Annotated in this window: 27 protein-coding genes; 16 read left to right on the forward strand and 11 right to left on the reverse strand. The window is 55.2% G+C overall.

Going from position 1 to position 23,722, the window contains the following annotated elements:
• Positions 1 to 12 precede the first annotated feature (12 nt).
• Entirely contained in the window at positions 13 to 387 is a 375-nt protein-coding gene (gene fliS / locus KNO58_RS02450) for a flagellar export chaperone FliS (RefSeq protein WP_214751718.1), read from the forward strand.
• Complete coding sequence (locus KNO58_RS02455; RefSeq protein WP_029595022.1) at positions 384 to 737, forward strand: flagellar protein FliT; 354 nt, start codon at positions 384 to 386, stop codon at positions 735 to 737. Before fliS ends, KNO58_RS02455 begins: the two co-directional genes overlap by 4 nt.
• A gap of 35 nt (positions 738 to 772) precedes the next feature.
• Here KNO58_RS02455 and KNO58_RS02460 read toward each other — a convergent pair whose 3' ends face one another.
• The gene (locus KNO58_RS02460; RefSeq protein WP_214751719.1) at positions 773 to 1,150 is read right to left on the reverse strand and encodes a DUF3021 family protein; all 378 of its coding nucleotides are present in this window, start codon (positions 1,148 to 1,150) and stop codon (positions 773 to 775) included.
• 191 nt (positions 1,151 to 1,341) lie between these two features.
• On the opposite strand from KNO58_RS02460, the gene KNO58_RS02465 reads away from it, so the two are divergent.
• From KNO58_RS02465 to KNO58_RS02475, 3 genes are all read left to right on the forward strand, one after another.
• Positions 1,342 to 1,527, forward strand: coding sequence for a hypothetical protein (locus tag KNO58_RS02465; protein ID WP_214751720.1), 186 nt, complete (start codon positions 1,342 to 1,344; stop codon positions 1,525 to 1,527).
• A gap of 148 nt (positions 1,528 to 1,675) precedes the next feature.
• The gene (locus tag KNO58_RS02470; protein ID WP_214751721.1) at positions 1,676 to 2,305 is read left to right on the forward strand and encodes a DUF4352 domain-containing protein; all 630 of its coding nucleotides are present in this window, start codon (positions 1,676 to 1,678) and stop codon (positions 2,303 to 2,305) included.
• A gap of 122 nt (positions 2,306 to 2,427) precedes the next feature.
• Complete coding sequence (locus KNO58_RS02475) at positions 2,428 to 2,964, forward strand: DUF402 domain-containing protein (protein WP_214751722.1); 537 nt, start codon at positions 2,428 to 2,430, stop codon at positions 2,962 to 2,964.
• Positions 2,965 to 3,059: 95 nt separating this feature from the next.
• Here the strand turns inward: KNO58_RS02475 and KNO58_RS02480 are convergent, their stop codons facing one another.
• The 8 genes from KNO58_RS02480 to KNO58_RS02515 form a co-directional block, all read right to left on the reverse strand.
• Complete coding sequence (locus KNO58_RS02480) at positions 3,060 to 3,563, reverse strand: DUF1572 family protein (protein ID WP_214751723.1); 504 nt, start codon at positions 3,561 to 3,563, stop codon at positions 3,060 to 3,062.
• 283 nt (positions 3,564 to 3,846) lie between these two features.
• Entirely contained in the window at positions 3,847 to 4,512 is a 666-nt protein-coding gene (locus tag KNO58_RS02485) for a DUF2225 domain-containing protein (RefSeq protein WP_214751724.1), read from the reverse strand.
• A gap of 9 nt (positions 4,513 to 4,521) precedes the next feature.
• On the reverse strand, positions 4,522 to 4,965 hold the full coding sequence (locus KNO58_RS02490; RefSeq protein WP_029595028.1) for a YaaR family protein: 444 nt from the start codon (positions 4,963 to 4,965) through the stop codon (positions 4,522 to 4,524).
• Between the two features lie 20 nt (positions 4,966 to 4,985).
• The gene (locus KNO58_RS02495; protein ID WP_214751725.1) at positions 4,986 to 5,810 is read right to left on the reverse strand and encodes a flagellin N-terminal helical domain-containing protein; all 825 of its coding nucleotides are present in this window, start codon (positions 5,808 to 5,810) and stop codon (positions 4,986 to 4,988) included.
• Positions 5,794 to 6,174, reverse strand: a complete 381-nt coding sequence (locus tag KNO58_RS02500) for a flagellar export chaperone FliS (protein ID WP_214751726.1) — start codon at positions 6,172 to 6,174, stop codon at positions 5,794 to 5,796. Before KNO58_RS02500 ends, KNO58_RS02495 begins: the two co-directional genes overlap by 17 nt.
• Positions 6,171 to 6,461 carry an EscU/YscU/HrcU family type III secretion system export apparatus switch protein gene (locus tag KNO58_RS02505; protein ID WP_214751727.1) on the reverse strand — a complete coding sequence of 97 codons (291 nt, stop codon included), beginning with the start codon at positions 6,459 to 6,461 and terminating at the stop codon, positions 6,171 to 6,173. The genes KNO58_RS02500 and KNO58_RS02505 overlap by 4 nt, the downstream gene beginning before the upstream one ends.
• A gap of 9 nt (positions 6,462 to 6,470) precedes the next feature.
• Positions 6,471 to 8,135, reverse strand: coding sequence for a hypothetical protein (locus tag KNO58_RS02510; protein WP_251026023.1), 1,665 nt, complete (start codon positions 8,133 to 8,135; stop codon positions 6,471 to 6,473).
• A 90-nt stretch (positions 8,136 to 8,225) separates the two neighbouring features.
• Entirely contained in the window at positions 8,226 to 8,720 is a 495-nt protein-coding gene (locus KNO58_RS02515; protein ID WP_214751728.1) for a competence protein ComK, read from the reverse strand.
• 273 nt (positions 8,721 to 8,993) lie between these two features.
• On the opposite strand from KNO58_RS02515, the gene cspD reads away from it, so the two are divergent.
• The 11 genes from cspD to KNO58_RS02570 all read left to right on the forward strand — a co-directional run bounded on the left by cspD (position 8,994) and on the right by KNO58_RS02570 (position 21,342).
• Positions 8,994 to 9,191 carry a cold-shock protein CspD gene (gene cspD / locus KNO58_RS02520; protein WP_021065411.1) on the forward strand — a complete coding sequence of 66 codons (198 nt, stop codon included), beginning with the start codon at positions 8,994 to 8,996 and terminating at the stop codon, positions 9,189 to 9,191.
• Positions 9,192 to 9,503: 312 nt separating this feature from the next.
• The gene (gene hpf / locus KNO58_RS02525; RefSeq protein ID WP_214751729.1) at positions 9,504 to 10,064 is read left to right on the forward strand and encodes a ribosome hibernation-promoting factor, HPF/YfiA family; all 561 of its coding nucleotides are present in this window, start codon (positions 9,504 to 9,506) and stop codon (positions 10,062 to 10,064) included.
• A 141-nt stretch (positions 10,065 to 10,205) separates the two neighbouring features.
• Complete coding sequence (gene secA, locus KNO58_RS02530; RefSeq protein ID WP_214751730.1) at positions 10,206 to 12,728, forward strand: preprotein translocase subunit SecA; 2,523 nt, start codon at positions 10,206 to 10,208, stop codon at positions 12,726 to 12,728.
• Positions 12,729 to 12,782: 54 nt separating this feature from the next.
• On the forward strand, positions 12,783 to 13,883 hold the full coding sequence (gene prfB, locus KNO58_RS02535) for a peptide chain release factor 2 (protein ID WP_214751731.1): 1,101 nt from the start codon (positions 12,783 to 12,785) through the stop codon (positions 13,881 to 13,883).
• A 61-nt stretch (positions 13,884 to 13,944) separates the two neighbouring features.
• Positions 13,945 to 14,802 carry a YitT family protein gene (locus KNO58_RS02540; RefSeq protein WP_214711552.1) on the forward strand — a complete coding sequence of 286 codons (858 nt, stop codon included), beginning with the start codon at positions 13,945 to 13,947 and terminating at the stop codon, positions 14,800 to 14,802.
• 107 nt (positions 14,803 to 14,909) lie between these two features.
• On the forward strand, positions 14,910 to 15,242 hold the full coding sequence (gene cccB, locus KNO58_RS02545; protein WP_021065416.1) for a cytochrome c551: 333 nt from the start codon (positions 14,910 to 14,912) through the stop codon (positions 15,240 to 15,242).
• 420 nt (positions 15,243 to 15,662) lie between these two features.
• A complete protein-coding gene (gene ftsE / locus KNO58_RS02550) occupies positions 15,663 to 16,349 on the forward strand; it encodes a cell division ATP-binding protein FtsE (protein WP_214751732.1) in 687 nt (228 codons plus the stop codon).
• Complete coding sequence (gene ftsX / locus KNO58_RS02555; protein WP_214751733.1) at positions 16,339 to 17,241, forward strand: permease-like cell division protein FtsX; 903 nt, start codon at positions 16,339 to 16,341, stop codon at positions 17,239 to 17,241. The genes ftsE and ftsX overlap by 11 nt, the downstream gene beginning before the upstream one ends.
• A 30-nt stretch (positions 17,242 to 17,271) precedes the next feature.
• Positions 17,272 to 18,663 carry a murein hydrolase activator EnvC family protein gene (locus tag KNO58_RS02560; RefSeq protein WP_214751734.1) on the forward strand — a complete coding sequence of 464 codons (1,392 nt, stop codon included), beginning with the start codon at positions 17,272 to 17,274 and terminating at the stop codon, positions 18,661 to 18,663.
• 98 nt (positions 18,664 to 18,761) lie between these two features.
• Positions 18,762 to 20,165 carry a S41 family peptidase gene (locus KNO58_RS02565; RefSeq protein WP_214751735.1) on the forward strand — a complete coding sequence of 468 codons (1,404 nt, stop codon included), beginning with the start codon at positions 18,762 to 18,764 and terminating at the stop codon, positions 20,163 to 20,165.
• A gap of 40 nt (positions 20,166 to 20,205) precedes the next feature.
• Positions 20,206 to 21,342, forward strand: a complete 1,137-nt coding sequence (locus KNO58_RS02570) for a PDZ domain-containing protein (protein WP_214751736.1) — start codon at positions 20,206 to 20,208, stop codon at positions 21,340 to 21,342.
• Positions 21,343 to 21,437: 95 nt separating this feature from the next.
• Here the strand turns inward: KNO58_RS02570 and glpK are convergent, their stop codons facing one another.
• On the reverse strand, positions 21,438 to 22,955 hold the full coding sequence (glpK, locus tag KNO58_RS02575) for a glycerol kinase GlpK (RefSeq protein WP_214751737.1): 1,518 nt from the start codon (positions 22,953 to 22,955) through the stop codon (positions 21,438 to 21,440).
• Between the two features lie 29 nt (positions 22,956 to 22,984).
• A complete protein-coding gene (locus tag KNO58_RS02580) occupies positions 22,985 to 23,692 on the reverse strand; it encodes an MIP/aquaporin family protein (protein ID WP_214751738.1) in 708 nt (235 codons plus the stop codon).
• Positions 23,693 to 23,722 lie beyond the last annotated feature (30 nt).

Genomic DNA, 23,722 nt, shown 5'->3' on the forward strand with positions numbered 1-23,722 from the left:
GGAGGAACTAAAATGGTAGCCAATCCATATGCAGCATATCAAAACAATGCGGTCACGACCGCGAACCCACAGGAATTGACGCTCATGTTGTATGATGGGGCGCTCAAGTTCATGCGCCTCGCCAAACTCGCCATCGAGCAAGGGAACCCAGATTTGAAGAACACGAACATCCAAAAGACGCAAGCCATCTTTCAAGAGATGCGCTTGACGTTGAATAAGGACGTTGCCATCTCAGCGAACTTGGACTCGCTGTACGAATACATGTGGCGCCGTCTCGTCGATGCGAACGTCAAGAACGATACGACCATCCTCGACGAAGTACTCGATTTCACAACGGAACTCCGCGACGCGTGGAAGGAAGCGATGAAACTCGCGAAGCAAGCATGAGACCCATCGATGAGATCATCTTTAAAACACAACGATTAAAAGACCTATTGGCGAAAGTACCGGAAGAGCCGACGTATGACACGTGGATGGATCAAATCCATGAGTTGCTCGACGACCGCGAGCAGTTGCTCGCGGCGCACGGACCGGACTTAAAGGACGCCGACCAGACGGTGATTCGTCAGCTCGTCGATGACAGTCAACAAATCGCGCGTTTGATTGAGGCGGAGCATCAACGGCTCGGGATGACGCTCGGGACGGCGCGTCAAGAACGGAAGACGGTTAAGTCGTACGTCGACCCGTACGAGGATGTCGACTCGAACTTCTCGGGATTGTTTGATCAACAGACATGAAACAGCTCGAAGGCGCGCCTTCGAGCTGTTTTTGTTCATGAAGCTTTAATTTGTCGTCGTACTTTCAACAGAATTCTAGACAAGGTAAACAATATCAATCCGCTCACATTGAATTTTAAATACGTGAGTAAAGCGTCTTGCAGCGACGTCACCGGGAGAAAACTACTGAATATGATAAGCGGCAGAATCGTCACATGCATCGTGGCCCAATGAATCAGAATCTGTTTCCGGAATGACCACCGTCTCACTTCATAGATGACGCTCGTCAGTCCGAGGAAGAATGCCATCCCACCATAGACGAGCATGTTATGTACACCTTCCACATTTTCATTCCACCACTGATACGTCACCAGCAATCCGAATAGCGCGAACCACTTCACGCCACGAACGAATCCTGTTTTCAATAAACTCATCCATATCGTCCCCTCATCTATTCGTTATCATCATTTACGACCCAACTCCGAGAAAGTTTCATTCCATTTGATGGGGATGCAAAGACGTCTGATTTCATTTACAATCGACTCAATACCATTTAAACCGGTTGAAAACCGGGTAAATAACACTATAACCGTTGCTTCTTTTCTGGAAAGGGGAGGGAAACGAGATGAGTGAGAAAAAAGTGAAACCTGAGTCAGCGAAAGACCGTCGTTACTTCGTCTACGGTCCAGAAGGGGCGTACGATGAGTATGTGGAACGCGACCCGAAAATTGAGGCGTATGTCGAAGACGATGCGCCGCTCGAAGACGGTCCCGATCCGTATGAGGAAGAAGAGCTCAAATCACGAGGATAAATCAGTTGAAGTCAAGGTCCAATCGCGGACCTTGACTTTTATTTATTCAGGGTGAAGACCCTATACGTTTTCTTACACCGGTCAGGCTAGACAATCCAGTATGCTCATCTTATCAACCACCACTCACACGAAAAAGGAGAGAATGAAGATGAACATGAAACGATACGGATTGTTGCTGGCCTTACCATTGACGCTACTTGTAGGCTGCGGGGAAGCCGATGAACTGAAGACGACGGCGACCGATACGGAGGAAGTTGTAGAGGCAGAGAAGACAGAAGAACCGGCGGCAGAATCAACAGAAGAAGCAGAAGTGCAGGAGAGCGAACTTGGGTCAAACCAAATTTATATGAATAACAAAGCGCTCGACATTAAAGAAACGATTGGCTCCGTCAACTTCGCCATCGATAAAGTGCAGACGTCCCGACTCACTGTCAACGAAGCGTATCGCGACTCGTTTGACGGGCAAGAAGAAGTGACGGTCGTCGCGATGAATGTCATCGTCGAGAATACGATTGACGACACCATCAGTTTCCACCCTAACCAGGCGACGCTCGTCACGAACACGGGAGAACAAGTATCAGCCGACTTGTGGTTCTCAGATGATGTCGGCGGTGAGTTCCTCGGGAAAGTGAAGAAGGAAGGGAACGTCCTCTTCTTTGTCAAGGCGATGCCGGAAGAGTTGGCGGACGTGAAAATCGTCATCGATGGACCGTCGGACGCGAACTATGAGTCGATTGGGGAATCCCGCTACGAATATACAATCAACGTCGAGAAATAAAGGATGGCCGCTCCAGGGAACTGCGGCGGCCATTTATGTGTGTCAAATCCATAAATTAGTTGTATCTCACTTCAGCTTCAGACATGATGAGATTAATCGAAATTGCCAAAGGAGAGTTTGCATTGAACGAGACACGCACCGTTCAAGTGAGGAAATATCATGGAATCCTCCATTACGAGTGGACGAGCCGACTCATCGAGGAGAATGACGAACGTATCCTGCTATATGCCGGACCGGGCCGGACGCTACAGCACCACACCCGGCAAGCCTGTTATACATATGAATCGCACTCGCTCGAGTGTTTCATGCGCCACGACGGATTCACTGTCCAGCTCGATTTAGAGCCGGACGGGTCAATCCGTCATTATTGCAACATCGGTATCGTTCCTCGATTAGACGGGGACGTCATCGAATTCATCGATTTAGACCTCGACCTCGTGGCTGACAGAGGAGGCGAGTGGCAGCTTGTCGACGAAGCGGAATTCGCAGTGAATCGGGTCCGGTTCGGCTATCCGGACGATGTGGTGACACATGTTTGGAACACAATCGAAGACGTGAAACGGCGAATCGATTTGGGTACTTTTCCGTTCGACGGGTCACTTGAACGACGGCTCCTGACACTCGCCAAGGAACAATCGTCCTCGTCTCCATCTACTTGATCAGGAAAGCCGTCTTGTTGTTACCTCGATAGAAAACCCGCTCCAAGCGTGACGACGTCTGCCTGGAACGGGCGGGTAAGTATTCTTATGAGACCTCAGTCGTTCCGTTGATGCGGCAACGGAATCGTCAACACGTTCCAGTTCTCGCCCGCGAATACTTTCGCGAGAAAGACAATCTGTCCGACGTGATAGCTGTAGTGCGACACTTGCTTCTCAATCGCCCAGATGACGGTCTTCTCTTCACCGCGAATGAAGACGGTCTTGCCGAGGTCTTCTGGCGTGAGGCTTGCCAAGACGTCGTCCAACAGTTGCCAACGTTCGTCCCACGTCGCCATCAGTTCGGCGTGGGACTGTTGTTGATCCTCGAACTCGGCGTCGCGGTTCCGGTCCGGCTTCTCGCCGTCCGTCGTCAAAAAGTCGGTCCAGCGCGACTTCATGTTGTTCGAGATGTGCTGCACGATGACCGTGAGCGAGAGTGTATCTTTCGCTAGCACACGATGCATGTCCTCGTCGTTCACTTGCTTCAACGCGTCCTCGGCGAGCTGTTTCTGTTCCTGGAAAATCGAGCGTACCGTTTCAAGATAGCGAGCTTCAAACATGGAATGACCTCCTTTGGATTCCTACTAAGCATACCTCAATCTAAACGTGATAAAAAATAATAGTAAAATAGTGAAAATCAAATTATAATTGAGTATGAACCGTGCAAGACGCCACCGCGCGATCGGTTCTTGGGTGCCCTGTTTAGGTTTTGACGTGAGTCATGTCGCGTCTATCTCTTTTCGGTTTGGGGGTTCACTCGCAAAGAGAACCGACCGCGTTTGTCCGTGAGTGGATGAGCGCGGTTTTTTTGTATGCGAAAAGGGAGGGCCGCGGCTCTCCCTTTTAGACGTGTTCGATTCTAAAGTCTTCCCAGTGTGACCGGGCCTGGGTACGAATTCGCTCCGACACTTCCTTGCTGCCGAGCAAGATGCCGTACCAACGCCGCGCGTCCTCATACAGACCGAGCGCGGCCGACAAGTCAGCGATTCGCAGCATGAGCTGGTCGTACGGGAGGCCGGTCCGGACTTGGTCCGTGTACGCCTCTTGCACCTCGTTGTACTTGTCGAGCGTCCGCTTCATCCATTCCTTCTCGGACGCCTCGTCGCCCGTCAGGCGATACATCCAGACGAGCCGCATGCCGAGCATGGCGACGACGGACGGTTTCTGGCCGCTCAATTGGGCCGTCATCACGGCGAACTTATACAGCCGGATGACGTGTTCGGCCGAACGGTCGCCCGTGAGCGCCTCGGCGTTGACGCGGTCGAAGTAGCCCGACTCGAGCGCCTCACGATTATTTTTCCGCACTTTGTCAAAAGAGTCGTGAAACACGAGTTGACAGTGACTACAGACGGTCGGCTCATAAAAGTATGGGTTGGCGCCATCGTACGTCGTATAGCCGTCCTTCGCGACGTCCTGCGGTCGGATGTGGCGCGACAGGACGCGTGGCGTCTCGCTCTGTTTCAAACAATACGGACATTTCACTTTTTTTGAAAAGATATGTTCTGCCATCATCTCACCTCACACGTATACGTTGACGAGCAGGCCGCGAATCTCACCGACTTGGTCGAGGAGCGACAGACGTGACGCCTCGCCCGAGATGACTTGATCGGTCAAGGCGAGCAGCTTCTGGTCGACCTGTTCGACAATCTTATAAATCTTGGCGCGGCCGCGGCGGTTGAAGCCGCGCTTGTCCTCGAGGCGGAGCGCCGCGTCGACGGCGTCCTTCATAAAGTCTTTGATGAGTTGCTTATATTCGGCGAGCGACTCGACCGTCTGGCTCTCGGCGAGAAGTTCGCCTTTCTCGTGGATGGCCGCGATTTGGCGTTGGAAGCGCTCGTGCTCGCGGTCCTCCCGTTTTTGACCGATGACGTTCTGGAACGAGACGCCAGGCTCGGCCTCGGGGCGTTTCGCCTTGCCGGCGCCGTGAAGCGACTGCGTCTCCATGATGCGACGAATGTCCATAAAATCCGACCTTCCTTAAGTTAGTTCAACAATTGTAACACGCCTTGCGGCAATGCGTTCGACTGGGCGATCATTGCCATGCCGGACTGGTTCAAGATGTTGAGACGGGCGAAGTCCATCATCTCGCGCGCCATGTCGGCGTCGCGGATGCGTGACTCGGAAGCCGTCAAGTTCTCGGAACCAACTGTGACGACATTCATGTTCGCTTCAAGTCTATTTTGAATGGCGCCAAGCTTAGATCGTTCAAGTGAAACCGACATGATAGCGGCGTCGAACTTGGCGATGGCGTCATTGGCGCCATCTTGCGTCGTCACATCCAGTCCGTCGATTCCGAGCGCGGCGGCGCGCATGTCATCGACGTTCAAGACAACGCCTTCGCCGCTGCCGGCCCCGAGTTGGAAGAAGAGCGTCTCATTGCCGGCGATATAGTCACCGTTCATGATTTTCTTCGAGTTGAACTCGGTCGTCTCGGCGATCCGCGTCACTTCGTCCGTGAGCGCCGCAATCTCATCTTGAATCGCCTTGGCGTCATCACCGCTCAGAGTCCCGTTCGACGCTTGGACCGACAGCTCGCGCATCCGCTGGAGGAGGGCGTGCGTCTCGCTCATCCCGCCTTCGAGTGTCTGCGTGAGCGAGATACCGTCGAGCGTGTTGCGTTCGGCCATCGATAGCGAGTCGAGCCGGATGCGCATCTTCTCAGAGATGGCGAGCCCGGCCGCGTCGTCGGACGCCTTGTTTATGCGGACACCGCTCGAGAGGCGGTCCATCGTCTTCTTCATCGTCGCCTGGTTGACCGTGAGCGACGAATACGCTTTGAGCGCCTGAACGTTATTGGTAATTTTCATAACGGTTTCCTCCTGACGGTACGGGTTGAAGTCGGGCGTTCTCAATCGCCTCGGCCCATGTCTGGTCGAGCTCGGTCGCGAGGCCGTGCAGCTCCTCGATTTTGTCCATGTCCTGTTCAATCAATGCCTCGAGGCTCGATTTCGCCATATACAAGTACAGCTCGTCGAGTTGGGCCGAGATGATACCGCCGCCGTCGTGAAGTCCTTGATGGAGTTTCGCGAGCAGTTCGCGTGCTTGACGCAAATGGCGATTTCGTTCGGCGATGGTCGCCGTCCTGGCGTTTGCATAATGATAGACGAGCGCGTGGAGCATCGCTTGGGTCAGCTCTTCCGGGCTCATTTCGTATAGTCGATTCGAATTCATGATGGGTCTCCTTTGATGGTGTCGAGTTCTTCAATCAGTAATAGCACTTCGGCCATGACGTCATACAGTTGGGGCGGAATCGCATCCCCGAGGTCAAGGTCGAGCAGGTGGCCAAGGAGCGAGTGATCGTGCTCGATGGCGACGCCGCGCGCTCTCGCCTCATCTAAGATTTTATCGGCGACGGCGCCCGTTCCGCGGGCGACGACGACCGGGGCCCGGTCGACCGTCTCATCATAGCGGACGACGGCGGCCGTCTTGCGTTTCGTCAAATCCATACGTTGATACATAGCAGCCTCCTAGATGCGGAAATCATAGCCGGTTGTCTCGAGCGTCGGGCGCTCGGTCTCCGGTCGGTCCGTCTTCGTCAATGGGCGGAACTGGGTCGTCACGCTTTTGTAGCCGATCGCCTCGAGCGTCGTCTCGATCTTGCCGAGCAGGGGGCGCGCGAGTGACTCGACGGTCGGGTCATCGTGTTCGAGCGTGAGCCGGAGATTCCGGTCAATCGCTTCGAGCTTGACGCCAATCTCGCCGAGTCGCGGTGTCTCAAGGCGGATATAGAGCACGCTGTTCTCCCAGTCGACGATGTCCCCGGCCTCCCGGTTTTGGATATGGACGTGGATGCCGGTGTCGATTTCTTGGACTTTCGCCGGCAAGGCGAGGATGAGCTGATGGAGCTGCCCGCCGTCAAGCCGGTTCAACGTCTGTTGGACTTGGAAGAACGAGGCGAGCCGTTGCGCCTCGGGCGTCGCCGCGTCGGCTTTCAATGACAACGTCGAGGCCTGGACGCGTTGCGCCGTCTCTTGGATGACGCGGCCTGATAGGTTCGGGTCGACCTTGAACGGCGTGACGCGTGGCAGTTCGCCGGCGCGGGTCGCCTGATGCGGGATATATTCGAGCCGGACGTGGTTCGGCACGTAACGGAACTCGTTCAAGCTGGCGCGCACTTCTTTGATGAGCACCGCGCTCTCGACAGGTTTCGTCGACAGCAGGCCGAGGGCGACGTCGAGCTTCGCCGTCATCGCGACGAGCGCCTTCTCTTGGGTCGCACTCGTATGTAACAAGGCGTCCGTCTTTTGGAGGAGTTGCGTCAGTCGGGTCGATACCGTCTCGAGCGCGGGACGTGCCTGATGTGGGTTCGTCTCGACGAGGGCGGCGACTTGGCCGAGCTGTTTCGTCACCGTCACTTGTTCGCTTCGGAACGTGTTCGTCACGGTCGCGAGATGCGTCGTCACTTCTTTGACGAGCACCGGTCGTCCGAGGACGGGCGGTAACGCTTCACGCGGCTCAATGCGCACAGGGCGCGGCTCCGGCAACTCGTTGATGAGCCGGTCGACCGTCTCCGGTGTCGGCGTCATACGCTCGCTGACAGGGCGCGACAGGTTGACGTGCTCGATGAACCGTTCTTTCTGCGGGTACGGCGCGTCGGGCGCCGGTGGTTTGAGTTGTTGTCTCGCTTCATCTAATGACGCGACGGCGAGATTGCGCGCGACGTCACGCGGGAGCGTCGGCACCTCGACTGTCTTCAGCCAGAGGACGGCATCGCGCATGTCGCCTTTGAAGACGGTCTCGAGCAGTCGCACCGTGTCCTCGTTCATCGGCAACCGTCCCGATTGGAGCAGACGGCTGACGGCGCTCCGGACCTCGGGCGGGAGCGATGCGAGCAAGACATGGATTTTCGTATCGAGTTTTACCGGTTGGCCGCTCGGTATATCCGGCGTCTCCGGTTCGGGCTTGACGACGATTGTCGCGATGAGCTGGCCATCTTGTTCGGCGAGCGTCAGTTGGAACGGGTTCGTCTTCGGGAGCCCGCCCTCGAACGTGACCTCGACGTGCTCGCCGTTGATTTTGACGATCCCGGAGTCGGGTCCGGTCTGTTTGACGAGCTCGGCTTTATAGATGCGGTTCGTCTGGATGCCGGCTGTGACCGCGACGGCCGCGGTCATGGGGGCTTGGATTTGCATAGTTGTCACCTCGACCAATATATCGACCTCTTTTTCAAAAAGTGAAGCGAAACCGACAGAAAAAAACCTCCCGTCGATTCGACGGAAGGGTCAAGAGTGGAGCGTTGTGCTCTGGTTTAATTGTTGGAACCGGGCGACGAGTTCGCCCGTCGCTTTCAATTGATTGCGGAGGACGTATGAGGTCGCGTTCGTGGTGATCCGGTGACCGTTCTGGGTGACGACCAAGCCTTTCGACTCGATTGGGTCACTCGTGATGTCACGGATGTGCGACCAGGCGTACCATTCACATTCAGGGCGCTTCGGGGACATCGTCGGGAAGAAGACGAGCCCGGACGTCGGTTCGATGACGACGGGCACTTTGCCTTTGATGCCGGCGACGCGCTTGGCGACGAAGATGCGCTCCTCGATCGAACTGCTGTACTGGCGGCATGAGAGCTGCAGGAGCTGGTAGGGCCGGAGCGGGGTCGTGATTTCACTGCCATCCTCGAGAATGACGCGCGATTGCGCGGACATCTCATAACAAGGTAGGATGGCCACCGTCCGCTTTGTAATACGGTACTTTTCCTCGGAATGGTAGGGGCGCATATGGCTGCACCGTCCTTTTCGTATTAGATTTTCAGGCTCGGCTCGCCCAGATGGCGTACAAACCTAAATCATCCCTTTCATGATATATCACAAAATATGTAAATTCAATAACTCTATATGAAAAGTAGGGGAATAGAATTCCAATGTAAGCCAAAAGACGATTCATTTACAAAAATATGAGAAAGTGTTTGTCACGCTTCCAAGAAGGTGGTAAGATTACCGATAGAGGGAAAGCCTCTGTATTCTTCAATGGTGAAAGGAATGGATTTACACATGGTAGGTAAAGTAAAATGGTTTAACTCAGAAAAAGGTTTTGGATTCATCGAAGTAGAAGGCGGCAAAGACGTATTCGTACACTTCTCTGCAATCCAAACTGACGGCTACAAATCACTTGACGAAGGTCAAGAGGTAGAATTTGAAATCGTTGATGGCGAGCGTGGCCCACAAGCGGCTAACGTTACAAAATTATAATTTCAAGCCGTAAGCCGGTTCCCTCGTGGAACCGGCTTTTATTTTTTTTACATAACGTCTTTCGCATCAAAATCGCGTTTAAGAACGGGGAGAACGGGTAGTTTGTTTTTATACCGCCGAATCAAGTTGAAGACGACCTAATCGGAACAAAATTGTCATTATTTTCTGATGATAACGTTTTCAAACGATTTGAATTCGGGGTATACTATAAATGAGCCACCTGGTTCCACTTTCTTTTCAGAAATGAAGCAGGAGATTCGGTCCACATCGACGAATCATTGGGTCAAGCGGTTATTTTAAGGAGGAGTTCAGATGATTTATAACATTCGCGGCGAAAACATTGAAGTCACACCAGCTATTCAAGACTATGTCGAGAAAAAGTTGGACAAATTGACTCGGTATTTCACAACTCCTACGGATGCACAGACGGCTTACGTCAACTTGAAAGTGTACAATGAGAAACAAAAAGTGGAAGTGACGATCCCGATGCCGAACTTGTTGCTCCGTGCTGAAGAGACAAACCTCGACATGTACGCGGCGATCGACCTCGTCGTCGATAAATTGGAACGTCAAATCCGGAAGCACAAAACGAAACTCAACCGTAAATCGCGTGCCAAAGAAGGCGGTATCGGCGAGTACTTCAAATCACTCGAAGGTCCTGAGGACGTGGTCGTATACGACGAGGACGAGGCAGAACTCGAACTCGTGCGGACGAAGCGTTTCACGCTCAAACCGATGGATACGGAAGAAGCGATTCTTCAGATGGACATGCTCGGCCACAGCTTCTTCGTCTTCTCAGACGCAGAAACGGGCAACACGAACGTCGTCTATCGTCGTAAAGACGGGAAATACGGCTTGATCGAACCAGAATAATTCAACCTTGAAACCACACGGCCCTCCAACTCGGAGGGCCGTTTCGTTTGGCCTTTCCTTGAAAGCGAGGGTCACTTCGGTTAAACTGTACATTAGGGAAAAAACATGCATTTTTCAGTGAATGCAGAGGAGATAAAGCGTATGGCGAACTTTTTGAAAGATTTATTTGCTCCACAGAAACGAGTATTGAAAAAAGCAGAAAAAGCGGCCGACCTCGTCGAGTCGTTCGCCGAACCGATTAAGGCCTTGTCTGACGAAGCACTTCAGGCGAAGTCGGTCGAGTTCCGGGAGCGTTTGGACAAGGGCGAGACGCTTGACGATATCTTGCCGGAAGCGTTCGCGGTCTGTCGCGAGGCGTCTGAGCGTGTGCTCGGTATGCGCCACTATCGCGTCCAGCTCATCGGGGGCTACGTGCTCCATAACGGTGACATCGCTGAGATGAAGACCGGGGAAGGGAAGACGCTCGTCGCGACCCTCCCGGTATATTTGAACGCGCTCACGGGCCGCGGCGTCCACGTCGTGACGGTCAACGAATATTTGGCCCGCCGTGACAAAGAACTCATGGAACCGCTCTACTTCGCACTCGGCCTCTCGGTCGGCCTCAACGTGTCGAACATGGACCGTGTTGAGAAGCAGGCGGCGTACAACTGTGACATCACCTACTCGACGAACAACGAGCTCGGTTTCGACTACTTGCGTGACAACATGGTCCTTTACAAAGAAGACCGTGTCCAACGCGAGCTCTACTTCACGATCGTCGATGAAGTTGACTCGATTCTCGTCGATGAAGCGCGGACCCCGCTCATCATCTCGGGTTCGGCTCAAAAATCGACTGAGCTTTACACGCGGGCCGATGCTTTCGTCCGCACGCTCAAAATCGAGGACGACTACACGGTCGACGTGAAGACGAAGTCGGTCCTCCTCACGGACAAAGGGGTCGACCTCGCCGAGAAGTTCTTCGGCATTGACAACTTGTTCGCGATCGAGCACGTCTCGGTCAACCACCACGTCGGGCTCGCCCTTCGTGCCAACGCCGTCATGCATCATGACGTCGACTATATGGTCCGTGACGGCCAAGTCATGATTATCGACCAGTTCACCGGTCGGGTCATGGACGGACGCCGCTACTCGGAAGGGTTGCACCAGGCGATCGAGGCGAAAGAAGGCGTCGAGATTCAGCGCGAATCGATGACGCTCGCGACGATCACGTACCAGAACTACTTCCGGATGTATGAGAAGCTGGCCGGGATGACCGGGACGGCGAAGACGGAGGAAGAAGAGTTCCGTAACATCTACAACATGCAGGTCGTAACGATTCCGACGAACAAACCAATCCTTCGGGAAGACCGTTCGGATCTCATCTTCAAATCGATGGACGGCAAGTTCAAAGCCGTCGTCGAAGAAATCATGGCAGCCCACGCGACGGGACAACCGGTCCTCGTCGGGACGGTCGCCGTCGAGACGTCGGAGCATTTGAGCAAGCTTCTCTCGAAGAAGAAAATCAAACACGAAGTCTTGAACGCGAAGAACCACGCCCGTGAGGCTGAAATCGTCGAGAACGCCGGTCAAAAAGGCGCGGTCACGATCGCGACGAACATGGCCGGACGCGGAACCGACATCAAGCTCGGCGAAGGCGTCATCGAGCTCGGTGGATTATACATCGTCGGGACCGAGCGCCACGAGTCGCGCCGGATCGACAACCAGCTCCGTGGACGGGCCGGACGTCAAGGGGACCCGGGTAAATCCCAGTTCTACTTGTCGCTCGAAGATGAGCTCATGCGCCGCTTCGGGACGGACAGTCTCCAGAACATGATGGAGCGCCTCGGCATGGACGACACGCAACCGATCGAGAGCCGCATGGTCTCGAAAGCGGTCGAGTCGGCCCAGAAACGTGTCGAAGGGAACAACTACGACGCTCGGAAACAGCTCCTCGGTTACGATAACGTCATGGCCGACCAACGGAAAGTCATGTACAAAGACCGGGCCAGCATCCTCGAGAACGAGTCGGTCACGGACATCGTCCGTTCGATGATTCAAGAGACGGTCGAGACGGGTGTAGCGCAATATACGCCGCTCGAGCTCGTGCCGGAAGAGTGGAACATCGACGAGCTTGCGCACTGGGCCAACCAGACGCTCGCGCTCGAGCAGCCGGTCGAAGGCAAGGACTTCTACGGCAAAGAGCGCGAGGAGATCATCGAGCTCCTCGCTGAACGCACGAACGCGCAGTATGAGGCGAAACGCCAACTCGCGCCGCCGGAACGCTTCAACGAGTTCGAGAAGATTATCGTGCTCCGTGCCGTCGATTCACACTGGATGGCACACATCGACCACATGGACCAACTCCGTCAAGGGATTCACTTGCGTGCCTACGGACAGAACGACCCGCTCCGCGAGTACCAGGCGGAAGGTGTCAACATGTTCGACGCGATGAACGCGGCCATCTCCGAAGAAGTGACCGGCTTCGTGCTTCGTGCCGAAGTCGGCGACAACCTCCGACGCGAGAAAGTCGTCGAGGAGGAAGTGGCGGTGTCTGGCAAGGACGACACGCCGCTCAAGAAGAAGCCGGTCCGTCGTACGGAAGACCAACGGCTCGGGCGCAACGACCCGTGCTGGTGTGGTTCAGGCAAGAAGTTCAAAAACTGCCACGGCAAACAACAGGCTTAATTTTGAAAGAGGCGGGCCCGCTCGCCTCTTTCCTACGGAAAGGTGACCTACACTATGGAAATTTCAGATATTCGCAACGAACTCGAGGCGATGGCGAAACGCCTCGAGAATTATCGCCAATCGCTCAACCTGACAGAGAAGCAGGCCCGCATCGCCGAGCTCGAGAACGAGATGACGTACCCAGACTTCTGGGACAGCCAAGAAAAGGCGCAGAAAGTCATCGACGAGTCGAATGCGCTCAAAGCGATGGTCGACAAATACCAAGAGCTCGCCGATGGGCATGAAGACGGCGAAGTCACGCTCGAACTCATCAAAGAAGAGCCGGACGCCGAGATGCAAGGCGAGTTAGGCGAGATGGTCACGGCGCTCAAAGCCGATTTCGACGCGTTCGAGCTCGAGATCCTCTTGAACGGACCGTACGACGCCAACAACGCCATCCTCGAGCTTCATCCGGGGGCGGGCGGTACCGAGTCACAGGACTGGGCATCGATGCTCCTCCGCATGTATCAGCGCTTCGCTGACAAGCAAGGCTGGAAAGTCGAGACGGTCGATTATCTACCGGGCGAAGAGGCCGGCGTCAAATCGGTCACGCTCCGCATCGTCGGGCATAACGCTTACGGCTATTTGAAAGCAGAGAAAGGGATTCACCGTTTGGTCCGTATCTCGCCGTTCGACTCGTCAGGCCGCCGCCATACGTCGTTCGTCTCGTGCGACGTCATGCCGGAATTCGATGACGATATCGAAGTCGACATCAAGACCGAGGACCTTCGCGTCGACACGTACCGCGCGTCAGGCGCCGGCGGTCAGCACATCAACACGACCGATTCGGCCGTCCGAATCACACACGTGCCGACGGGTGTCGTCGTCTCGTGTCAGACGGAACGTTCGCAAATCAAGAACCGTGAGTCGGCGATGAAGATGCTTAAAGCGAAGCTGTATCAACGCGAACTCGACGAGCAGCAACGCAAGCTCGATGAGATCCGCGGCGAGAAGACAGACATCGGCTGGGGCAGTCAAATCCGCTCGTACGTCTTCCACCCGTACGCGATGGTCAAAGACCACCGCACGAGCTATGAGGTCGGGAACACGGGCGGCGTCATGGATGGGGACATCATGGGCTTCATCGACGCTTACCTCCGCAAGACAAATATGTGATGCAAGTGGCTCAAGGACTCCTGTCTTTGGGCCACGTTGTATGTAGAGGAGAAAACCTTTAATGAAGCAAATCGTCAAAGACTATATCTATTTACTGACCGGGTCCGTCTTCGTCGCCTCGGCGTTCAGCTTATTCCTGTTGCCGAACAACCTCGCCTCGGGTGGCGTCAGCGGCATCTCGATCATCACGTACGAGCTGTTCAACATCTCGCCGGGGGCGTTCCAGCTCGTGTCGAACGTGTTGCTCCTCCTCGTCGGCTGGATGATTCTCGGGCTCGGCTTCGGTGTGAAGTCGCTCGTCGGGTCGATTTTCTTGCCGGGCGTGATCTTATTTTATGAAGCGATCGACGCGGGTGCGGCCGTCAATGACACGTTGCTCGCGGCCGTGTTCGGCGGGGCCGGTGTCGGCATCGGGCTCGGCCTCATCTTCCGGGGACGGGCCTCGACCGGGGGGATGGATTTGCTCGCGCAAATTTTACATAAGTTCACCCATATCCCGCTCTACCTCTGTATCGCCATCCTCGACGGGGCGGTCGTCCTCGTCGCTGCCGTCACGTTCTCGTTCACGACGGGGCTGTATGCACTCATCGCCTTGTTTATCACGATTAAGATGATCGACTTCGTCCAGCTCGGCTTCACGCAGGACAAGATGGCGTACGTCATCTCGGAGAAGCGGGACGTCATCACGCGTGCCGTCTTTGACGAGCTCGACCGCGGCGCGACAGAGATTCAAGCGATCGGAGCGTATTCGCGTCTCGAGCGCCCGATGCTTCTCGTCGTCGTCCGCCAGAACGAAGTGAGCCGACTGAAGGAGATCATTCGCCGCATCGATCCCGACGCGTTCCTCATCTTCAGCGAGGCGCACGAGGTGATGGGACAAGGGTTCACGTCCGACAAGCGCTATATTAACGTTCCCTAACATGTGGAATCTTTGTGTATTTTTCGTGAGTTAGGTTAGAAAGCGGTTCATAACGGCTATAATGGTAAAAGTAGGTTATTTCTACGACTTAGGAGGGGAACCTGATTATGAAGAAATGGATGATGGCGATTGGGCTTGGCGCCATGCTCACGCTCGGTGCGTGCGGCGGTGGCGATGAAGAAGAGTCGACAAGCAACGGGGACGGTGCCAATACGGCGTCGGTCGACGCGGAAGCGGTCTACGCACAAAACTGTGCGGCATGCCACGGTGCGAACCTAGAAGGCATGAGCGGTCCGAAACTATCGGACGTCGGTTCACGTCTATCGGCCAGTGAAATCGAAGAAGTCATCAAGAACGGCAAAGGCGCCATGCCTGCGAACGTGATTGAGGACGAAGAAGAGATCACAGCCGTCGCGGCTTGGCTCGCCGAGAAAAAATAATCATGGGAAACCACGAGGCGACTCGTGGTTTTTTTATTTTCTCAAATGAAACTACGATGAATGAAGGAAGATATAAGCAGACGCGGGTGCCTGTTGAATGTGCGTTTCATCATCTGTGTCCGAGTCGTGAAACCTGTCTTCAACGCGACAATTTCACACCGAACTCAATCCAACTGAAACATTCCTGTAATGGTTATTTAAAAGTCCGATTGCTATAATTGTAGGCGCTTGAACTATATCGCCTGTCGCCTTTTTTGGACGGGTGGGCACGAACAGGGTCCCTTGACAGGACGACTGCTTATCGTGTAGAACAGAGGCTAGACGAAAATATTCACTTAACTAACTAATCGATTCTTCGTCATAAATGCATGAAACGTGATAGATGCATGAAAAATATATAAAAAGGGTAGGGAATACGTTATGATCTCGATGCAAAAAGTCAGCAAAGTATATCCAAACGGCGTCGTCGCCGTCGATGACCTCGAGTTAGAGATTCAAGACGGCGAGTTCTTATACGTCGTCGGACCATCCGGCGCCGGGAAATCGACGTTTATGAAAATGATTTATCGGGAGGAGAAGCCGTCGAGCGGTCTGCTCTTGATTGACGGGATTGACGTCGGCAAGTTGAAAAACCGCCACGTCCCAAAATTACGCCGCCAACTCGGCGTCATCTTCCAAGACTATAAGTTGTTGCCGTCGCTCACGGTCTATGAGAACGTCGCCTTCGCGCTCGAAGTCGTCCAGGCCGATACGAACACGATGCGCAAGCAAGTCATGGACGTATTGAACCTCGTCGGACTGAAGCATAAGGCGCGCAACTATCCGGATGAACTTTCGGGTGGGGAGCAACAGCGTGTGTCGATCGCTCGTGCCATCGTCAACAAGCCAAAACTCATCATCGCCGATGAGCCGACGGGTAACTTAGACCCGGATACGGCTTGGGGCATCATGGAAGTGTTTGAAGAGATTCACCGTCGCGGGGCGACCATCGTCATGGCGACCCACAACCGTGATATCGTAGACAAAATCCGCCATCGCGTCATCGCGATCGAGAACGGGAAAGTCGTACGCGATGAAGAGAAAGGAGCATATGGCTATGATATTTAAAAGTGGATTCCGTCATCTACGCGAAGGGTTCAAGGGAACACTACGCAACGGTTGGATGACGTTCGCGGCCATCAGTGCCGTTACCATCACCTTGTTACTCGTCGGGGTATTCGCCCTCGTCATGTTCAACGTCAATGAGATTTCAGAGAACGTCGAGAACGACGTTGAGATTCAAGTATTCGTCACCCGGACCGCAGAGGAAGCGAACGTCGAGAAGCTCGGCGAGAACTTAGAGCAGATTCCAGGCGTCGAGTCGGTCACGTTCAGCTCGAAAGAGGATGAACTCGAGAACTTCCGCAACCAACTTGGGGAAGATGCCAACGCCTACGGAACGGTCGAGAAAGACAATCCGCTCCATGACCGCTATATCGTCAAGGCGTCAGACCCGCTCGAGACAGAAACGGTCGCGGATGCGGTGCAATCGCTCGCTAACGTCGATAAGGTCACATATGGACAGGACTATATCGACAAGATGTTCGCCTTCTTCAACGGGATTCGCATCGGCGGACTCGTATTGATCGTCGGTCTCACGCTCATGGCGATGTTCCTCATCTCGAACACGATCAAGATGACGATCTTCTCACGCCGTCGCGAAATCGAGATTATGCGTCTCGTCGGAGCGAAAAACAGCTTCATTCGCTGGCCGTTCTTCATCGAAGGGCTTCTCCTCGGTGTATTCGGTGCGCTCATCCCGATTGCCGTCATCTACTTCGGTTATGACGTCGCATATAGTGCTTTACAACCATCGCTAGATCAACTGAATAGTGATATATTTAAATTGATTGATCCATCGATTTTGACGACGCAAGTGTCACTCGTCCTCTTAGCGCTCGGTGCCTTCATCGGGATCTGGGGTTCGACGACATCGCTCGGTCGATTCTTGAAAGTCTAATCTAATTTAAATATGAGGAGGAGTTGGCGGATGAAACGTTCGCTTGCGCTTGGATTAAGTTTGACGCTACTTGCCTCGCCTGTATGGGCGACGGAGAAAGACACGCTGAAAGCACGACAAGATCGTTTATCCAATCAATTGGAGGAATCCAAGAAAGCGCAAGACGAGACGGACGCCGAGCTCGAAGTCACCGAGGCGGAACGCGACGCGGTATCGACAGAGATTCGCGCCGTCAATGAACGTCTCGAAGGCTTAAGTGAACAGATTGCCGTCCAGCAGGAAGAAGCGGACGCGGCGCGCACCGAGCTCGAGGTCACCCGTGATCAACTCACTGCCCAAGGGCAGTACCTCGACAGCCAGAAGGCGCTCCTTAGTGAGCGTCTTCGTGTGCTTCAAGTACACGAGGATCGGTCCTATCTCCAAGTCGTCTTTGAGTCCCGTTCATTCGGAGACTTCGTGACGCGGCTCTTGACCGCGCAGACGATTGCTGATCAGGACCGGGACCTCATACATAGCTATATGGGTGAAGTCGAGCGGCTAGAAGCGCTCGAGGCACGACAACGGACCCAGCTCTCATTCCTGAAACAGAAAGAGCGCGAACTCGTCGTGACGAAACAGGCGCTCGACGTCGCCGCTGAACAGAAGCGTGACTTGTTGAGCGAACTGAACGAACAAGTCGAACTGCTCGAGCTTGAGAAGATGAGCCGTGAGGAAGAACAGGCGCTCATGAGTGAGCAGAGCCGTATCATCGCAGGTCAGCTCGAGGCAATCGCCCAAGCGGAACGAGAAGCCGCCGCCCGTGCCGAGGCCGAAGCGAAAGCCCAGGCAGAAGCACAGGCCAAGGCCCAAGCGGAAGCACAGGCAAAAGCTGAAGCGGAGGCGCGAGCACGGGCCGATGCCAAAGCGGAAGCGGATAAGCGGTCGGACGACAACGCGCCGACCGCCCCGGCGCCTGCTCCGACGCCACCACCGCCTGCAAAAGCGCCGACGAACGTGACCGGACCGGCGACTTCGTTCGTGCGTCCGGTCTCGGGTTACGTGTCGAGCCCGTTCGGTCCTCGCCAAAATCCGCTCACGGGCGTGGCGGAGTCGCATCGCGGCATCGATCTCGTCAATGCGACCGGGACACCGATCGTCGCGGCGGCTCCTGGTATCGTCATCAAGGCGGCACCGGCGACCGGTTACGGCAACGTCGTCTTCGTGTCCCATATCGTCGGCGGGGAAGTGTGGACGACCGTCTACGCCCACCTCGACGCAATCACGGTTACGTCGGGACAGACGGTCGGTGCCGGTCAGACCGTCGGCACGCTTGGCAACACGGGCTGGTCGACAGGCCCGCATCTCCACTTCGAGTTACATCGAGGACAATGGGCGCCAGGGCAACCGAATGCGGTCGACCCGGGTCCATACATCGGTTACTGATGAGACGGACGTGTTCCAAATTTCTGGAACACGTCCGTTTTTCTGAACTTTTTGCTATACTGGATGAAAGACTGACAAAGAGAAATGAGGGACTACCCGTGAAAAATACAACCGCAGGTTTATTAGCCGGTGCCACGTTCGTCGCCGGAGCCGGTGCTGGGCTCGCGACGATGGCGTTCACCGATGCGCCGTTACCGCTCCAACCGAAAGCAGAAGGTTGGGACAAAGTCGAGCAAGTCCGACAGTTGATTGAGACGCATTCATTGAAGGATATCTCAGAGGAGGACTTGTTGACCGGTGCCCTCGACGGGATGACGGCAGCGCTTGACGACCCGTATTCGGACTTTCTCGACGCCGAAGAGACGTCACAGTTCACCGACTCGATCGAGTCGAGCTTTGAAGGAATCGGCGCGACTTTGGAGAAGAAAGGAGAAGACATCTTAATCGTCGCTCCAATCAAAGGCGCTCCAGCCGAAGCGGCAGGCCTCCGGGCCGGTGACGTCATCACGGCGGTCGACGGGGAGTCGATCGAAGGGATGGCCGTTGAAGAAGCGGTCCAACTCATCCGAGGCGAGAAAGGGACCGTCGTCACGCTCACGATTCGTCGCGGCGGCCAAGAGGCCGACTACGAGATTACACGCGATACGATTCCGATTGAGACCGTCTATTCAGAAGTGAAAGAACAGGATGGTAAGAAAATCGGTTATATCGAGGTGACCCAGTTCTCTGAGCCGACGGCCGATGAGTTTTTGGAGCAGCTCGAGACGCTCGAGTCAGAAGACATCGATAGCCTCATTATCGACGTGCGCGGGAACCCGGGTGGTTTGCTTCCTGCCGTTATCGAGATGACCGAAGGGTTCGTCCCGACGAATAAACCGGTCGTCCAAATCGAGAATGCGGACGGGGAACGCGAATCGCAGAGCGGCCGCGCCCGAGAGGCGAAGCCATACGATTTGTTCGTCTTGACGGACGAGGGATCAGCGTCGGCATCCGAGATTTTGGCCGGGGCGCTCAAAGAAGGAGCCGGTGCCACAATCATCGGTAACAAGACGTTCGGAAAAGGGGTCGTCCAGACGGCGTTCGATTTGGAGGACGGCAGCAATTTGAAGCTGACGACGAGCAAATGGCTCACGCCCGACGGCAACTGGATTAACGAGAAAGGCATCGAGCCGGACGTCGAGGTCAATCAACCTGATTACTTCGGGGTCAACCGCATCCTCGCCGACACAGACGAGCTCAAAGTCGGAGATTTCGGCGAAGCGGTGTCGAATCTGCATACGGTCTTGTCAGGCATCGGCTATGAGCCGGGCGGACAGCCAGGGTATTACGGCGACACGATGGCCCGCGCCGTCAGCGACTTCCAAGCCGACAACAACTTGCCGGAAGACGGGGTCGTTAACGAGGCGACGGCGTCGGCGCTCGAGTCACGCTTGCTCGAGGTGATTCAAGACGAGGCGAACGATGCCCAATTGAACCGTGCGCTCGAAGAAGCTGCAAAATAAGGATTAGGGAAAGGATTGGACAAGTGTGGACGTTCTACGAATGAGTTTTACTGCTTTGTTGACCTTGATCGGCAGTCCGCTACTCTGGGCGACGCTCGTCGCCCTCGCTTACATATCCATGACGCGCATCAAACGGGAGCGGGGCATGTTCCGCTCGCGGCGACGTTCGCCGAAATCGGATTGGCGCCATTTCGTATGGCCGAGCCTATTGCTCGCCGTCATCGGTTCAGCCGTATTGATATTGCTCGAGACGACCGTCAACTGGGAGTGGCTCGTGACGTTCAGCGTGCTGTATGCGCTCATCGTCTTGACGATGCACCCGCGCTTCAGCAGTCCGGCGTTCCCGTTTCTCCTCATGCTGACAGCCGTCGCGCTGCGTGACGTCGTCGAGTATGGCGCCGTCACGGGCTGGGTGGACCGGTTGGCCGAGGTCGAGTGGCCGGTATACGCGCTCGTATTCGGCGTCGTCACACTGGCGGAAGCGATTCTGTTACGTTGGAACGGACCCGTCGAGACGTCACCGACGCTCATCTTGTCCAAACGAGGTCAGTTCATCGGCGGACACGTCGTCAAACGGCTTTGGTTTTTCCCGCTCGTCGTCTTTTTGCCACCGTCGTTCGGTCTCGACATGCCAGTGCCGGTCATCTTACCGATTCCGATCGGGGTCAGCCTGTTATCGACCGGAGCCTTGCCAGGGACGCTCCTCGGTCGCCTGAGCCTGTATCGGGGTCTGCTCGCGTTCGTCGCCCTCGGCTTGTTCGGGGCGTCGTACGTGATCGACGTGCCGTATGCGGCCTATGGATTGCTCGGCGTGTTCGTCTTGTATGAGCTCGCGTTGCAATTGATTAAGCGCGAGAACCGCGGGACGACACCGGTGTTCATCAACGGCAACCGGGGCGCGGTCATCATCGACACGCTCCCGGGTTCGCCAGGTGAATCGATGCAGCTCATACCGGGCGAATCGATTTATAAAGTGAACGGGACGGTCATCACGGGCGGGAGCAGCTTCTATGAGGCGCTCCAACTCCATAAGCCGTATATCAAGCTCGAGGTGCTCAACTTGAATGGAGACATCCGTTTCGTACAGCGGGCGATGTATGAGACCGACCCGCACGAGCTCGGTATCTTGTTCGTCGCCGAGCCGGCGAGCCCGCGTCTGCGGTTACGGAAATTATAATCAGGAGCATCCGCGATGGATGCTCTTGATTCGATTCAAGGGCGTAAACCAAAACAAAGGGAGCATCCGCGATGGATGCTCCCTTTCGTGTGGCCTTATGCTTCAAGCTTCGATGGTTTGAAGCCCATCGTCGCTTCGACGGCATGTTGCCAGCCTTTATACAGATGTTCACGGTGTGACTCGTCCATGTTCGGTTCGAACTTGTGATCGAGTTTCCACTGTTGCTTGATTTCCGCTTGGTCTTTCCAGAACCCGACGGCGAGTCCGGCGAGGTAGGCGGCACCTAGGGCCGTCGTCTCGCTCACTTCCGGCCGTTCGACCGGTACGTTCAAGATGTCCGATTGGAACTGCATGAGGAAGTTGTTATTGACCGCACCACCATCGACGCGGAGTGTCTTCAACTCGATGCCAGAATCTTGTTCCATCGCCGTCAAGACGTCGCGCGTCTGATAAGCGAGTGACTCGAGCGTCGCCCGGACGAGGTGTTCTTTCTCCGTACCGCGTGTGAGGCCGAAGATGGCACCACGGACGTCCGAGTTCCAATACGGCGCACCGAGACCGACGAAGGCCGGTACGACGTAGACGCCGTCAGTCGTTTCGACACGGTTGGCGTACTGTTCCGTATCCTTCGCCGACTTGAGCATGCGGAGTCCGTCACGGAGCCATTGGATGGCGGAACCGGCGACGAAAATCGATCCTTCGAGCGCATATTCGACTTTGCCGCCGTAACCCCAAGCGATCGTCGTGAGCAACCCGTGGTCCGATTTGACGGCTTCTTCGCCCGTGTTCATGAGCATGAAGCAACCCGTCCCGTACGTGTTCTTCCCTTCACCTGACTCGAAGCAGGCTTGACCGAAGAGGGCCGCCTGTTGGTCACCGGCCGCACCGGCAATCGGCACTTCGAAGCCGAAGAAATGGTACGGAATCGTGTTGGCGTACACTTCACTTGACGGTTTGACTTCAGGGAGCATCGATTTTGGTACCGTCAAGATTTCGAGGAGCTCATCGTCCCATTTCTGCTCATAGATGTTGTACATGAGCGTCCGCGAGGCGTTCGAGTAATCCGTGACGTGGGCGTGACCGCCTGACAGTTTCCAGATGAGCCATGTGTCGATTGTCCCGAAGAGAAGGTCGCCGGCTTCCGCTTTCTCGCGGGCACCTTCGACGTTGTCGAGAATCCATTTGACTTTCGTTCCTGAGAAGTAGGCGTCAATCAAGAGGCCCGTTTTGTCGCGGAACAAGTCCCCGTGTCCGGCCGCGTTTAGCTCGTCACAGATGCCAGCCGTTTGCCGCGATTGCCAGACGACCGCGTTGTAGACCGGGCGACCCGTATCTTTTTCCCAGACGACGGCCGTTTCCCGTTGGTTCGTGATACCGATGGCGGCAATCTCTTTTGGATCGATATCCGCCGAGCCGAACGCTTCGGCCATGACGGCGAGGACAGAACCCCAAATCTCGTTGGCGTTATGCTCGACCCAGCCTGGTTTTGGGAAGTATTGTTTGAACTCACGTTGCGCGACCGTGACGATTTTTCCGTCGTGGTCGAAGATGATGGCGCGTGAGCTTGTCGTTCCTTGGTCCAGTGCTAAAATGTAACGTTTTTCTTTCTCCATATGAGAGAGCCTCCTTAGAAATTAAAAGATTATGGTACGAGAATACCGTAAATCAATGCGGCGATGATCGCCCCGATAATCGGTCCGACGACCGGGATCCATGAATAGCCCCAGTCCGACGTGCCTTTGTTCTTAATTGGAAGGATCGCATGCGCAATCCGCGGCCCAAGGTCACGTGCCGGGTTGATCGCGTAACCGGTAGGTCCCCCGAGCGACATCCCGATTGACACGACGAGGAATGCCACGATGAGCGGATTCAAACCGTCCGTGAATGTGTTGGCCCCGAATGACAAAATCCCGAAGACGAGGACGAACGTACCGATAATCTCAGAAATCAAGTTGAACGGCGTGTTGCGGATGGCCGGTGCAGTCGAGAACGTGGCCAATTTGCCGCCTGGGTCATCGGTTGCATCGTAATGCGGTTTGTAGTGCAGGAAGACGAGACAAGCCCCGATGAATGCCCCGATAAACTGCGCCAAGATGTAGGCTGGCACATCAGCCCAAGGGAATGAGCCTGCTGTGGCGAGACCGACCGTGACGGCAGGGTTCAAGTGCGCCCCTCCATAAATTCCGGCCGCGTATACCCCGATCATAACGGCGAAGCCCCAACCGAACGTGATGACGACCCAGCCTGCGTTCTCCGCTTTCGAATGGCGCAGGACGACGCCGGCGACGACACCGTTACCGAGCAAGATGAGTAGCATTGTACCAATAATTTCGCTGACGAATGCTGACATGTGATACTCCCTTCCTTCCATATTAAATTT

Origin of the sequence: Exiguobacterium sp. J17977 (assembly GCF_018616375.1) — a bacterium.
GTDB classification, from domain to species: Bacteria; Bacillota; Bacilli; order Exiguobacteriales; family Exiguobacteriaceae; genus Exiguobacterium; species Exiguobacterium mexicanum.

Bases quoted from the DNA above. Each gene is read 5' to 3' on its own strand.
- KNO58_RS02495 (WP_214751725.1), bottom strand. From the start codon at position 5,810: ATGAAAATTACCAATAACGTTCAGGCGCTCAAAGCGTATTCGTCGCTC.
- ftsE (WP_214751732.1), top strand. From the start codon at position 15,663: ATGATCTCGATGCAAAAAGTCAGCAAAGTATATCCAAACGGCGTCGTC.
- hpf (WP_214751729.1), top strand. From the start codon at position 9,504: ATGATTTATAACATTCGCGGCGAAAACATTGAAGTCACACCAGCTATT.
- KNO58_RS02560 (WP_214751734.1), top strand. From the start codon at position 17,272: ATGAAACGTTCGCTTGCGCTTGGATTAAGTTTGACGCTACTTGCCTCG.
- KNO58_RS02455 (WP_029595022.1), top strand. From the start codon at position 384: ATGAGACCCATCGATGAGATCATCTTTAAAACACAACGATTAAAAGAC.
- KNO58_RS02510 (WP_251026023.1), bottom strand. From the start codon at position 8,135: ATGCAAATCCAAGCCCCCATGACCGCGGCCGTCGCGGTCACAGCCGGC.
- fliS (WP_214751718.1), top strand. From the start codon at position 13: ATGGTAGCCAATCCATATGCAGCATATCAAAACAATGCGGTCACGACC.
- glpK (WP_214751737.1), bottom strand. From the start codon at position 22,955: ATGGAGAAAGAAAAACGTTACATTTTAGCACTGGACCAAGGAACGACA.
- KNO58_RS02580 (WP_214751738.1), bottom strand. From the start codon at position 23,692: ATGTCAGCATTCGTCAGCGAAATTATTGGTACAATGCTACTCATCTTG.
- cccB (WP_021065416.1), top strand. From the start codon at position 14,910: ATGAAGAAATGGATGATGGCGATTGGGCTTGGCGCCATGCTCACGCTC.
- KNO58_RS02500 (WP_214751726.1), bottom strand. From the start codon at position 6,174: ATGAATTCGAATCGACTATACGAAATGAGCCCGGAAGAGCTGACCCAA.
- KNO58_RS02505 (WP_214751727.1), bottom strand. From the start codon at position 6,461: ATGTATCAACGTATGGATTTGACGAAACGCAAGACGGCCGCCGTCGTC.
- KNO58_RS02515 (WP_214751728.1), bottom strand. From the start codon at position 8,720: ATGCGCCCCTACCATTCCGAGGAAAAGTACCGTATTACAAAGCGGACG.
- secA (WP_214751730.1), top strand. From the start codon at position 10,206: ATGGCGAACTTTTTGAAAGATTTATTTGCTCCACAGAAACGAGTATTG.
- KNO58_RS02465 (WP_214751720.1), top strand. From the start codon at position 1,342: ATGAGTGAGAAAAAAGTGAAACCTGAGTCAGCGAAAGACCGTCGTTAC.
- KNO58_RS02485 (WP_214751724.1), bottom strand. From the start codon at position 4,512: ATGGCAGAACATATCTTTTCAAAAAAAGTGAAATGTCCGTATTGTTTG.
- KNO58_RS02490 (WP_029595028.1), bottom strand. From the start codon at position 4,965: ATGGACATTCGTCGCATCATGGAGACGCAGTCGCTTCACGGCGCCGGC.
- KNO58_RS02460 (WP_214751719.1), bottom strand. From the start codon at position 1,150: ATGAGTTTATTGAAAACAGGATTCGTTCGTGGCGTGAAGTGGTTCGCG.
- KNO58_RS02540 (WP_214711552.1), top strand. From the start codon at position 13,945: ATGAAGCAAATCGTCAAAGACTATATCTATTTACTGACCGGGTCCGTC.
- ftsX (WP_214751733.1), top strand. From the start codon at position 16,339: ATGATATTTAAAAGTGGATTCCGTCATCTACGCGAAGGGTTCAAGGGA.
- prfB (WP_214751731.1), top strand. From the start codon at position 12,783: ATGGAAATTTCAGATATTCGCAACGAACTCGAGGCGATGGCGAAACGC.
- KNO58_RS02470 (WP_214751721.1), top strand. From the start codon at position 1,676: ATGAACATGAAACGATACGGATTGTTGCTGGCCTTACCATTGACGCTA.
- cspD (WP_021065411.1), top strand. From the start codon at position 8,994: ATGGTAGGTAAAGTAAAATGGTTTAACTCAGAAAAAGGTTTTGGATTC.
- KNO58_RS02480 (WP_214751723.1), bottom strand. From the start codon at position 3,563: ATGTTTGAAGCTCGCTATCTTGAAACGGTACGCTCGATTTTCCAGGAA.
- KNO58_RS02570 (WP_214751736.1), top strand. From the start codon at position 20,206: ATGAGTTTTACTGCTTTGTTGACCTTGATCGGCAGTCCGCTACTCTGG.